8 protein-coding genes and 1 pseudogene are annotated in these 12,977 nt (G+C 38.1%); 1 reads left to right on the forward strand and 8 read right to left on the reverse strand.

The genetic code is table 11. The features are described from left to right. Positions 1-397 precede the first annotated feature (397 nt). Genes JNUCC51_RS09650 through JNUCC51_RS09660 form a run of 3 tightly spaced genes read right to left on the reverse strand, consistent with a single transcriptional unit; the run spans position 398 to position 4,279 of the window. The gene (locus JNUCC51_RS09650) at positions 398-1,591 is read right to left on the reverse strand and encodes an acyl-CoA dehydrogenase family protein (protein WP_337991805.1); all 1,194 of its coding nucleotides are present in this window, start codon (positions 1,589-1,591) and stop codon (positions 398-400) included. A gap of 10 nt (positions 1,592-1,601) precedes the next feature. Continuing rightward, positions 1,602-2,774 carry a saccharopine dehydrogenase family protein gene (locus tag JNUCC51_RS09655; RefSeq protein WP_337991806.1) on the reverse strand — a complete coding sequence of 391 codons (1,173 nt, stop codon included), beginning with the start codon at positions 2,772-2,774 and terminating at the stop codon, positions 1,602-1,604. Positions 2,775-2,800: 26 nt separating this feature from the next. Further along, on the reverse strand, positions 2,801-4,279 hold the full coding sequence (locus tag JNUCC51_RS09660) for an aldehyde dehydrogenase family protein (RefSeq protein WP_337991807.1): 1,479 nt from the start codon (positions 4,277-4,279) through the stop codon (positions 2,801-2,803). A gap of 500 nt (positions 4,280-4,779) precedes the next feature. Between JNUCC51_RS09660 and JNUCC51_RS09665 the strand changes: the two genes are divergently transcribed. Continuing rightward, a complete protein-coding gene (locus tag JNUCC51_RS09665) occupies positions 4,780-5,580 on the forward strand; it encodes a TIGR00266 family protein (protein WP_337991808.1) in 801 nt (266 codons plus the stop codon). 124 nt (positions 5,581-5,704) lie between these two features. Here JNUCC51_RS09665 and JNUCC51_RS09670 read toward each other — a convergent pair. From JNUCC51_RS09670 to JNUCC51_RS09690, 5 genes and pseudogenes are all read right to left on the reverse strand, one after another. After that, positions 5,705-7,264, reverse strand: a pseudogene (locus JNUCC51_RS09670) (IS1182 family transposase); the annotation flags it as partial. Between the two features lie 266 nt (positions 7,265-7,530). Further along, entirely contained in the window at positions 7,531-8,493 is a 963-nt protein-coding gene (locus JNUCC51_RS09675; RefSeq protein WP_337991810.1) for a 2-hydroxyacid dehydrogenase, read from the reverse strand. A gap of 518 nt (positions 8,494-9,011) precedes the next feature. After that, positions 9,012-10,313, reverse strand: coding sequence for a protoglobin domain-containing protein (locus JNUCC51_RS09680; protein WP_337991811.1), 1,302 nt, complete (start codon positions 10,311-10,313; stop codon positions 9,012-9,014). A gap of 237 nt (positions 10,314-10,550) precedes the next feature. After that, a complete protein-coding gene (locus JNUCC51_RS09685; RefSeq protein WP_337991812.1) occupies positions 10,551-11,384 on the reverse strand; it encodes an undecaprenyl-diphosphate phosphatase in 834 nt (277 codons plus the stop codon). A gap of 148 nt (positions 11,385-11,532) precedes the next feature. Next, complete coding sequence (locus tag JNUCC51_RS09690; RefSeq protein WP_337991813.1) at positions 11,533-12,615, reverse strand: metallophosphoesterase; 1,083 nt, start codon at positions 12,613-12,615, stop codon at positions 11,533-11,535. Between the last annotated feature and the right edge of the window lie 362 nt (positions 12,616-12,977).

A 12,977-nucleotide genomic window follows, 5' to 3' on the forward strand; every position in this document is an offset into this window, starting at 1 on the left:
TGTTATAAAAAACTAATTGTAAAAAGGTTGATTGATGAAGATTGAAGCGAGGTTCAGGTAATGAGCTCAGGTTAGCAAGTAGCCTGTAGCGGAAATCAGTCTCTTCGAATTTATAAAAATGGTTAATCAACACACTTGAAATTTATCAATATTAAAAAGTGACCTTGTTTTATCAAATATTGTTCAAAAAGAGGTCGTTTTCTTTATTTTAAAATCAATGTTTGTGAGGAACTTTAATCAAACTTCATTACAAACCTACAATAAATTTAAAGTTAAAATAAAAACAACCTAGCCTCCTCTCCTTAGAAAGGTGACCAAGTTGTTTTTCATTTGACATTTGAATCTGTGTATTCATGTGTTTAAAAAATAAGCTAATAAAAAAGTCTTGATAAGATGTTTATTCTTCAAATGGCCATCTCGGTAGCATTTTTGTTAATGACTTATCTTGACGTTTTCCTAATACATAGTCAGCCTGCATAATTGTATGAATTTCACGTGTACCTTCATAGATAACCGGTGCTTTTGAGTTACGTAAATAACGAGCGACTGGATATTCATCCGAATAACCATATGCTCCATGAATTTGGACAGCATCATCCGCAGCTTTATTGGCAAAATCACAAGCCTGCCACTTTGCTAATGATGTCTCTCGCGTATTGCGTACACCTTTGTTTTTCAACTCTCCAACACGATATACAAGTAGGCGACTCATTTGATAGCCAGCTTCCATTTTGGCAATCATTTGCCCTACTAGTTGGTGCTCACCAATAGGTTTACCAAATGTTTCGCGTTCATGACAGTATTTCACACTCGCCTCGAGACACGCTTGAATAAGACCGACCGCACCTGCAGCTACTGTGAAACGACCATTATCTAACGCAGACATTGCAATTTTAAAGCCTTCTCCCTCTTCTCCAAGGCGATTCTCTACAGGTATACGTAGATTTTCAAAGAAGAGCTCGCCGGTATTACCAGCACGAATACCGTATTTACCTTTAATGGCCTTCGATGTAAAGCCCGGCATGGAACGCTCTACGATAAACGCACTAATGCCATGATGCTTTTTCGATTTATCAGTGTAGGCAAAAACGATAAAATGGTCAGCTATATCACATAAGGAAATCCATGTTTTCTGTCCATTTAAAACGTAAAAATCTCCATCCCTTACAGCGGTGGTAGACATTGCGGCTACATCTGATCCTGCTCCGGGCTCTGTTAAACCAAATGCCCCAATCCGAACTCCCTTTGCCTGCGGAACAAGATATTGCTGCTTTTGAGCCTCTGTTCCCCATTGCATTAAGGTCATGCTATTCAGACCTGTATGAACTGAAACAGCTGTGCGAAACGCTGTATCTCCACGTTCAAGTTCTTCACAAACGATGGCAAGTGCATTGTAATCCATCCCACTACCACCGTATTGTTCTGGTACACAAACACCCATTAAGCCTAGCTCAGCAAGCCTTGACCAAATCTTCGGATTGAAGCCACCCTCAGCATCCCACTTCGCAATATGTGGAATAATCTCGGCATCCACAAACTGTCGCACTGTTTTACGTAACATTTCCTGCTCAGTGGTAAATTCGAAATTCATGACCAAGCACCTACCATTTCACAATCATTGCAGATGTATGAGACGTCTCCTTAATGACAACACCACGTCTTGCCATCTCTTCAATATAAGTATCGCCCGGTACAACTGATTCAGGTGCAAATACACCGCGCTCTGTAATTTTATTTTCTCCAATCATTTGAGCAACGACAGAAATTGTATTTGCTGTTGCACGAGCCATAGCCGTTTCATTAATCGTCATATCTTTTCGCACGACCATTTCGTATTCATAAGTCACTTGTTGTTGCGCTTTTTCACCGGCTACTATTACGCGCAGTAGCACTGCATCTGGTTTTGTACCAAGCTCAAGTTTCTTTTTAAGTGCCTCACGAACAACTGGGCGCACAGAAACTTCTTGATCTTCTACCTCTACCTTATTACTAGCATCGAGGAATCCTAAATCTGCTAATAGCTTAAATTTCTCTGCATGTCCTTTATAACGAATCGTTTTATATTCTAGTGTTTGGACATTTGGGAATGTCTTATCCAACGTCGATATACCGCCAGATGTATAAAATGCCTCAAGCACACCAAAATCTTTGAAATAAATAGGTTCAACGCCTGATAGCGACGGAACTTCTTGAAGTTTACCTTTTAGAATCACTTTTGATGGCTCTGTATAATGATCAAAGACACCATCTAGAGAAAATACTCGCGTATAGTGAAGAGGTGGCTTCGGCTCTGTAGGAATACCGCCTACATATAGTTTAATAGATTCTACCTCATCTAATTTTGAAGCACCGTAACCCGCTAAAATGTTGACCATACCTGGAGCAACACCCAAGTCCGGAATAATTGTTACACCTTTTGCCTTTGCCTCTTCGTCTAGATCTAATATTTTTTCTGTTACACCACCAATATGACCACCTAAATCCACGGAATGGACACCAGCCGCGATTGCCGCTCTTGCTACACGCTCATTAAAGGAATAGAATAATGCATTAACGACTACATTACCTTTTGAGATAACCTCCATTAACGAGTCATCGCGCTCAGCATGAAGCTCCACAACCTCAATCTTATCTGTATTTAACGAGTCCACAAAGTTCTGCGCTAAACTCACGTCTATATCCCCTAAAAATACACGCTCCACTTTGCTATTTTTTATTAAATCACGAGCTACCTCTTTCCCCATTAAACCTGCACCTAATACAACAACTTTCATCAAGAACATCCCCTTTCATTGATCTGTTATTCTGTATCGATTTGTGCTCTTTGTAATTTACCGCTATAGTCTACATAAATACTTTTCCATTCTGTATAAACATCTAAGGCAGCTACACCCGAGTCGCGATGACCGTTCCCCGTGCCTTTTGTGCCACCAAATGGCAAATGGATTTCAGCACCCGTTGTGCCAGCATTCACATAAACAATACCTGTATCTAAATCTCGTTGTGCGCGGAAAATCGTATTAACATCTTGTGAGAAAATTGAACTGGATAAGCCAAATTTCACGCCATTATTTACTTCGATTGCTTCATCCAAACTTGCTATTTCAATTAGAGAAACGACCGGACCAAAAATTTCTTCCTGTGCAATAATCATGTCAGGCTTTACGTTGGTAAATAGTGTAGGCTCATAATAAAACCCTTTATCATAAGGAGGCTCAGATAAAATTCTACCTCCAGCTAACAACGTCGCCCCTTCTTGTTTGCCGATTTGCACATAGTGATTAATCTTTTCTAATGCGGCTTTGTTAATCACAGGTCCGATTTTCACACCGTCACCCAGGCCGTCCCCAATTGTTAGCTTTTGCATTTCGTCTAATAGACGTTTTTCTAGTTCTTCTCTTACATCTTTATGCACAATCACGCGACTACATGCTGTACATCTTTGACCAGCAGTGCCAAATGCACTCCATAAAATGCCTTCAGTGGCTAGCTGTAAATCGGCATCATCCATAACGATGACTGCATTTTTCCCACCCATCTCTAATGAAATCTTTTTCAGGTGTTTACCGCCTAGCTCTGCTACCTTACTTCCAGTTGTTGTAGAGCCGGTAAATGAGATGACCTTTACATCTGGATGTTCAATCAATGCTGTTCCAACTGTTGGCCCCGTACCGAATACGATATTTGCCACTCCACCCGGTAAGCCAACCTCTTCAAAAATTTTGCCCATCTCATACGCCATCATTGGCGTCTCATTCGACGGCTTCCAAATGAACGTATTGCCAGCAACTATTGCGGGGAATGACTTCCAAGTAGCAATGGCTACAGGGAAATTCCACGGAGTTATTAAACCTACAACGCCAATAGGTGCCCGTACACTCATAGCAAATTTATTGGCTAGCTCTGACGGTGTTGTCTCCCCAAATAACCTTCGCCCTTCACCAGCCATATAATAGGCCATGTCTATCCCTTCCTGTACTTCACCTCGAGCTTCTTCAATAACCTTCCCCATCTCTTTTGTTAAAACGGTCGCTAAATGCTCTTTCTTCTCTTTCATTTTTTGACCGATGGCATATAAATAGTCGGCACGTTTAGGCGCAGGTACTAATGCCCAGTTTTTTTGTGCCTGTTTTGCAAGCGCTACCGCTTCATCTACCTCTCTTTCAGTAGATAGCGGTATTGTAGCTAGCTGCTCCCCATTAGCAGGGTTGGTCACTACTATACTTTGTAAATGCGAATGTGTTACCCATTCACCGCCGATATAGTTTTTAATTTCCACTACATACACCCCCTGAACTATCTATGGTGCCTCTGCCTCTTTGCTACCAATCGCATCGCTTTCAGACAGATATCATCTATTACTCTATAGTATATAAAATTAGATATGTCAAAATTCCGAATTTTTAATATATAGAGGTCTAAAGAGTATGCTTTTGGATCAATAACATCGGTGACAATCGTCAGAGGCTTTATTTTCCTTTAGCTGTGCATTGATGTCAGTTACGGATGAAAGTCTTTTGTGAGTAATCAATTATGCCTCGGCATAATTGCGTCGAAGGCTTTAACTTCTTTTAGTTGATGTTTGACACCCTATAAAAGAAGTTAAAACAATCACAAAATTCCAGCTAGGCGAAAATAAAAAAAATACCCATTATAGTTTTTTATATTCGACATTTACTAGCTTATTCCCTTTTTTTCTAAAATAATTAATTATGCATTGAAACCAAAATAACTTATAATCGTATACAATAACAAAACTATTTTTTGGAGGAATCCTTTATGAATAATCACGAAATTGACTACAAATTATATGGCGATGATATGCAATACGTGCAAGTTGAGCTTGACCCTCAAGAAACAGTAGTAGCTGAAGCTGGAGCACTCATGATGATGGATGATTCTATCCATATGGAAACTGTCTTTGGCGATGGTTCAAGAGGAAGCCAAGAAAGTGGTATTATGGGTAAATTATTTGGAGCTGGAAAACGTCTAATTACGGGCGAAAGTTTATTCATGACGACATTTACGAACGTCGGTTCAGGTAAACGTCATGTGTATTTTGCTTCTCCATACCCTGGTAAGATTATTCCAATGGATTTAAGTCAATTAGACGGAAAGATTATTTGTCAAAAAGATGCATTTTTAGCTGCTGCAAAAGGTGTTTCAATCGGTATTGAATTCCAGAAAAAAATCGGTGTTGGCTTCTTCGGTGGTGAAGGCTTCATTATGCAAAAGCTCGAAGGAGACGGCATGGCTTTTGTACACGCAGGCGGAGCTATTCATGAAAAGACTCTACAACCTGGCGAAGTATTACGTGTTGATACAGGCTGTTTAGTAGCTATGACATCTGATGTGGATTACAATATCGAAATGGTTGGGGGCGTAAAAACTGCATTATTTGGCGGCGAAGGTATCTTCTTCGCTACTTTAAAGGGTCCGGGTAAAGTATGGATTCAATCATTACCATTTAGCCGATTAGCAAGCCGCGTCTTTGCTGCAGCACCAATTTCTCAAGGCGGTGGCGGTCAATCAAGAGGCGAAGGTGGTATTGGCGGTTTATTTGATATGTTTAATAAATAATCGATGCTATTTATTAAAGAGGCTGGGACATAACTAGCTTCATTAGTGAGAAATCCGAATTTGAATTCATTCAAATTCGGATTTCTCTATTTTTTATGTTGTCTTCATATAGTTCTTAGCTAATGGCTGTGAATTTTCTTAAATTCACAGCCATTAATGCGAGGCCCATCTCGTTTTCAACCTTCGATTTTCCTCGTACAGAAAATCGAGTGAAACGCAAATTAGCCTTCAAGAATCCAAAAACTGGTTCCACGTCAATTTTGCGTTGACGATAAATGGTACTCGTTTTTTCTTCTGAAAGCTTTACTCTTACATATTCTTTTTGTTGCTCCCACTTCTCATTCACGATTAACTTACGATTATTTCCCTCTTTTGCTTTCGTACATAACGAACGTAGGGGGCATCCGGAACAGTCCTCACATTCGTATATCTTAAATTCACGCGTGAAATCATACTTATCCGTTTTAGTGGAACGATATTTAAATACAAGCTGTTGTTGGTTTGGGCAAGTGTATCGATCATGTTCTTTATCATAATCCCAGTTCTCTGTATTGAATTCGTTTTGCTTATGCTTTTTCTTCTGTTCTTTTACATACATGTTATACGTGATTAAGGCTTCTCGCTTACGGTTCGAAAGGATATCATCATAATTTTGTTCACTGCCATATCCAGCATCTGCGACGATGTGTTTTGGTAACTTAAAATAATGTTGTTCGATTTCATCTAAAAATGGGATTAATGTACGTGTATCCGTTGGATTCGGAAAAATGCTGTAGGCAAGCGCATACTGACCTTCTGTTGCCACTTGTATGTTATAACCTGCCTTCAATTGACCATTTTTCATATAGTCATCTTTCATACGCATAAATGTTGCATCCGGGTCTGTTTTCGAATAACTATTTCGTTCGTCAAAGATTTCGAAGTCTCTTTGATACTTTAGTTTGCGTTCAATATAGTCGATCAATTGTTTGCGAGCCTGCTTTGGGAATTTCCGTTCCGTTCTTAAAGCCTTTCGCTCTGCTACATCCGATGACTCTTCAATTTTTCGATCATATTCAGAAATCACTTCATCAACTTTTTCGACCATTTGAGCGAGGTCTTCCAATGCTAATTCCTTTTCATTTTCCCGTTCAATTTCTGGCATGATTTCTTTTTCAAGCAGCTCATCGTATAGCTGGTTTGACTTTTCAATTAGTCCGTTATGATATTTCTCAACCGACTTTTTCCACACGAATGTAAATTTGTTCGCATTTGCTTCAATCTTTGTTCCATCAATAAAAATAGCTTCCTGATCAATTAATTCTCCCTGTACCAATTGGCAGCGGAATTGAACGAAGCATTGACGAATCAACTCTTTTACCTCTGGTTGGACACGGAATCGGTTGATTGTGCGGTAGGTTGGTTCATGCCCTTGAGCTAACCACATCATCCGAAGACTATCTTTTAAAAGCGCTTCAATTTTGCGCCCTGAGAAGACAGATTGCGTGTAGGCACATAAGATAATTTTAAGCATCATGCGTGGATGGTAGGCAGGACAGCCCTCATTTCGAAGGAATGGTTCAAACGCTTCGGGCGGGATACTTTCGACTAAATGGTGGACATGGAAGGCAATATCATTCTTTTGTAACTTCACTTCAAAATCTAAAGGCAAAACTAATTGATTCATGTTATAATCTTTAAACATAAGGATCCTTCTTTCTGTATAATTTTGTTATGGTGACTTAATTTTATCAGAAGTGGTCCTTATTTTTTATGAAAAAAATTTAAAGCCGGTGAAATTTTACTGATCGTAAAATTTCACCGGCTTTTTAGTTTAGAGATGGGTTTTGTCCCAGCCTCTTTAATCTTGTCGATAAATATAAAAAATGTGTATCAATAAATGCGCTTTCTACGCTCTTCACGAATGAAGTCTCTGCGTCGCATTCCTACTTCTGTTAACTCTAGATGTCATTAATCAATTCGGTTCGTTACAGCCTTGCCCTGCCCATATGCGGTAAGCTCTTTAACGTTCAGCATCAGCATAGCAGTTCTAGTTTGAAGTGAGGCACTACCGATATGCGGAAGTGCTACAACATTCGGAAGTGTCAACAATGGGTGATCCAACGCAATAGGCTCTTGTTCAAAGACATCTAGCCCCGCTGCCCACAGCTTACCATTTTTCAACGTATCATATAGTGCATTCTCATCTATAATGCCACCACGTGATGCATTAATTAATACCGCGTCATCCTTCATCAAAGCAAGTTTCTCTGCTCCAATAAGTCCTACCGTATCATTGTTAAAAGGTGTCATTATAACAACAAAATCCGATTGTTTTAAAAGATCCTCCAACGATACATATTGAAAGCCATACATTTCTTCTGCCTCATGGCGACGTCTACGATTGTTGTATAAAATTTTCATATCAAAACCTTTTGCTCGTCTTGCCACAGCTTGGCCAATACGTCCCATACCAATAATTCCTATAGTAGATCCTGAAACATCTTTACCCACTAATTGCATTGGATACCAACTTTTCCATTTACCCTCACGCAAATATCGTTCGCTTTCTGGAATTCTTCGAGCAGTCGCAAGCAATAATCCCCATACTAAATCTGCAGTCGTATTTGTTAAAACTCCTGGAGTATTAGTCGCCATTATTCCACGCTTACGCAAAGCTTTGACATCAATATTATTATATCCAACTGCTAAATTTGTCACGAGTTTTAGATTGGGTGCATGTAATAATAACTCTTCATCGACTTGGTCAGCAATCGTTACCCACAATACCTCACAATCGGCTACAGCTGCCAATAGTTTTTCCCGTGGTATAACAATTTCCTCCTCCTCCCATTGTTTGATATCATAGTACTCTTTCAACGGCTCAACTATATGCGCTGGGAACTTTCGAGTAATAAATAATTTCTTTTTCATATTCCGAACACCCCTCAATTCAATTCGCCTATAGCGTAACACTTAGAACGCTCATTTTCTAGGGATTTCTTATCTTTACGTGTGTGATAGCTATTCCTTTCTATCACTCTACAAACTTCATCCGTCTATTTGCTGTTTTATCCTCTAAATAAACGATTTTGTCCTATTTATAAAAAACTGTCTAATCTCATAACGTGTGGTTGATTTCCGTTCCGACTAGCGCTTTGTTGCTGTCGCTTCGCTTTCGCACAGAAAACATCCACTTCGCTGCAGGGTCTCGGGCCAACAGATTTTTTTGCGCGAAAGCGTAGTGCTAACGTAGCGGCAGCAAAAGGGGTTCATTCTGTGCGAAAGCGTAGTGCAACGTAGCGACAGCAACAGCACCGAATTTGGTCACGAAGGCGTTATCACAGGATGTGATGCTCTTAGCCTTCGTTCCATTAAACACCTTCAAACAAAATATCACCCTTAACTTTAGGTGATACAAAAAAACTATGCATAGGCTTTATGCATAGTCGTTAGAAGTCTCTGATTGTTGTATCTAATCGATTGGCAACTTGTTTTAATTCCTCGGAAGATTCTCCAATCGATTCTATAATTTCTGCCAGTTCCGTTATTTTTAGACCAACATTTTGGAAGTTTGAGATAGAACCATTTACTGAGCCAGATATTGCATCGAACGCTTTTAAAGACTCTTCGTTTTGCTCAATACTATTATTCACAAGTTCTTGAATCTCGTGAATTGCTAGTACAACTTGTTCTGTTATTCCATTAGACATAGTTATGAGATCCGCAATTTGTTCAACCGAATTTTTCGTCTGGTCCGCAAGCTTACGAACTTCACTCGCCACGACCGCAAAGCCTTTTCCATGCTCTCCTGCACGTGCAGCCTCAATAGCTGAATTTAATGCAAGTAAATTTGTTTGACCAGAAATACTTTTTACTATTTCAATAACAGCATTAATTTTAGAGGAAGAATGATCTAATTGCTCCACCATACCCGACATTTCAATTGTCTTATGATGAATTTTCCCCGTTTGCTCATTTATTGATATTATTTTAGAATAGCCTTCAGACGATACCTCTTGCATTGTTTTTGCCTCATCGATACTTTCCTTCAAGTATTCATTCACTTCCTTAGCGTTATAAACAAGTTCTGTTACTGTTTCATTGGTACTATAAGATTGAGTCTCCAACTGCGTAGAAATACCACCTATAATTTCCTTAACATGTGCTCGAACACTATCCTGTTGCCTCTCCATTAAGGTATTAGCATAATTATCATATTCCTCTAAGACAATCTGTTGTTCAATATTACACATTTTACCAATAGCTTCACAAAACTTTTCTTCTTCATCCCTCGTCAATTGAAGATTATAAACAATCTTTCTTAAAAATTTCTCAAGGTTTTGAAAGGCTGCTAAATACCACTTAGGATACAAGTTAATCTTCACATGCATTTTTGCTACTCGCCTTCTCTTCTCCAAAAACGCATCGTCTATACGCCCTTCGAACATTTCTATAATATGATGGCGTAATGTTTGGCGTAATCGCTCACTAGAGCTATATTTTTCAATAACCTCACGTAAGGCTGGCACACTTTCAATCGCATGGTAAAAAGCTGCCACTACCTCTTCAACATTTCGTTCAATATACGGTTTTAAACTTCTTATTAACTTCAAATCTTCTCTCGTTAAGTTTACTAGATTTAACTGTAGTAAACGTTCCTGATCTTGAATCATAACCCCTACATTTGATTCATCACTAATTTCAATTGTATTTTTCTTGGGCTTATTTTTAATTAGAAACAATTTCTCCACCTCACTGTGTCTGAGTTTATTCCGTCGAATATAATCCGAAAACAAAAAACTCTCTGAATTTATTATAAGTTCTTTACAATTGTAATGACAATATATAGGTAAAAAATATCTTTTTTGGAATAAACAATAATCTATCATACTTTCGAACAATACTTATTAACCACGTAATTCTCCCTAAAATTAAGATCAAACGCAAAAAAAAGCCACTCATTCTTAATAGAAGAGTGACCTTATTATTTACATAAAGATAATAACAGCTAGTACCGCTGCTAGTACTAAACGATAAATAGCAAATGGCATTAATTTCACTTTTGAAACAAGTGCTACAAAGAATTTTATAGAAAGTAAAGCAAAAATAAATGAACTAATGAAGCCTACTACATAGAAGCTAAAGTAATCCATAGATAGCGTGTCCCAGTTTTTCAGTACAGATACTAGACTAGCACCTGCCATAATTGGTACTGCCATAATGAAAGTAAAATCTGCAGCCACACGGTAACTCATACCAAATAGTACACCACCAGATATTGTCGCACCTGAACGAGAGAACCCTGGCCAAAGCGATAAGCATTGTACTAAACCTACTTTAAATGCTAAACCATAAGAAATTTTATCTAGAGAATCCACTTTTGGTCTTTTCGGTGCAAATTTATCTGCAATAATCATTAAAATTGCACCAGCTACTAAAGCATAAATAACATGCTCTACTTTAAATAAATGATCGTCAATAAAGTCTTTAAATGCAAAACCTAATACAGTTGCTGGCAACATACCCACAATAACATGCATTAAGTTGAAGCGACCTTTCATCGAAGTAGATTGTCCTTCGATTTTATATAGCCCCACTAAGCTCAACATTCGTTTCCACATCACAACGACTACAGCTAATATAGAACCTAGTTGAACAACAATTTTAAATGTATTGGCGGGATACATCCCTAAAAACTCTTCTGTCTTTAGCCACATATCGTCCACAATAATCATATGACCTGTCGATGACACTGGTGCAAACTCTGTCATTCCTTCGACCAAGCCTAAAATAAGCGCCTTTAATAATTCAATGATATCCACGTTTTCACCTTACCTTTTGTTAATTAAATACAACCATATTATCAATTTCACCTTGGCGAGACTGCCGCTTTCGCTACAGATAAACATTGCGTCCGGATTTGGAATTGTGTCCAGGCCTGTACGAGGGTGAGCCCCAAGCCCAATTTACCTACTTACGAAAATTTATATCCACAACCCATAATTCTGAACGGCTGCCTATTCGCATTGGAGGACCCCAAAAGCCAAAACCTGATGAAACAAGTGTATGCATTTTCTCCTTCATCTTATAACCATAATCGAGTTCAAATACACGAGCTGTTATATACTGATTGGGCCATAATTGACCTTTATGTGTATGACCTGACATATGGAAGTCTACACCCATTTTTGCAGGCGTACTTAAATCATTTGGGGTATGATTCATGACAAACCAAGGCAAGTCATCTGTTGTCTTCAATGCATCTAGTTGCTTTCTATCCTTGTTTGTAATATCCTCTTGCCCTGTTAATACTAACACATTATCGATTCTAATAGTTTCATCACACAAAACTTTTACATTGGAATTTTCCATTTCTTTAACAAATTCAGGGATTTTATTGCCATAATACTCGTGATTACCCAGTACACCATACACACCATACGTAGATGTTAATTGCTTCATTACATCTGCCATTCCCTCTTTAACAAACCATTTAGGGTCGTCATCTACAATATCACCAACTAAAAAGACGACATCCGGCTTTACTTCATTCGATAAAGTAACAAAACGCTGTAAGTGTTTTTTATTTGATAGCACACCTAAATGAAAATCTGATGCAACTACAACTCTCATCGATTCTAGCTCACTACTCTTTTTATCCATCGTTATTTCTAAATAACGGACAACAGGTGAATATGCTAAATAGGTACCCACAATACTTAGTACAAATAACATAACAACTGCTACACTACCAATTATCTGTACATTTTTAAAAGGACTTAGCCAAATAATCAAGTGTGCTGCCAAGCAAAGCATTAATCCATATTCAAAAATAAACATCCAATAATTATGGATTATTGAAAACATTCGTAAGGACTCATGCCATCTACTAATAATAATACTAAATGCAATGATATACAGTACTAACCAATATAAAATTGGAAATCGGAACCAGCCCATTGCCACAAGCCACTGTCTCAATCCCCATCCTAAGTAGAAAGTTAATGCACTATATATACTTATTAAAAGAATTCCACCGAATACTTTAGGCATTTCAGTTCCCTACTTTCATATAGTCTTAGTTGATTATAGCATTATACTTAACATTTACATTTGCATTAAGTATCTCCTATTGAAAGTAAGTACGAAAAGATAACCAATCAGCTCGCTCGTTATCTCAAGTGTACATATTCTTTGGCATTTAATCGTATGATTTACATGACAATCTAATTAGAAAAGTGACAATATCGTAATCTAGGGGATTACACGAAGTCATTACAACACCTATGGGTTAGAACGTTCATCGCTTACGAAATCAAACCTTTATTATATAAAATCCCCTTAACAACCAATCTAATTATAAGACTATGTAAAAAATCTACGAATAATATACTTTAATTTTTCTGAATATTTAA

The sequence above is a fragment of the Lysinibacillus sp. JNUCC 51 genome, assembly GCF_015999525.1.
Classification (GTDB): Bacteria; Bacillota; Bacilli; order Bacillales_A; family Planococcaceae; genus Lysinibacillus; species Lysinibacillus xylanilyticus.

What these genes read in the sequence shown, in the direction of transcription:
- JNUCC51_RS09650 (WP_337991805.1), bottom strand. Translation starts at nt 1,591, where the DNA reads ATGAATTTCGAATTTACCACTGAGCAGGAAATGTTACGTAAAACAGTG.
- JNUCC51_RS09655 (WP_337991806.1), bottom strand. Translation starts at nt 2,774, where the DNA reads ATGAAAGTTGTTGTATTAGGTGCAGGTTTAATGGGGAAAGAGGTAGCT.
- JNUCC51_RS09665 (WP_337991808.1), top strand. Translation starts at nt 4,780, where the DNA reads ATGAATAATCACGAAATTGACTACAAATTATATGGCGATGATATGCAA.
- JNUCC51_RS09675 (WP_337991810.1), bottom strand. Translation starts at nt 8,493, where the DNA reads ATGAAAAAGAAATTATTTATTACTCGAAAGTTCCCAGCGCATATAGTT.
- JNUCC51_RS09690 (WP_337991813.1), bottom strand. Translation starts at nt 12,615, where the DNA reads ATGCCTAAAGTATTCGGTGGAATTCTTTTAATAAGTATATATAGTGCA.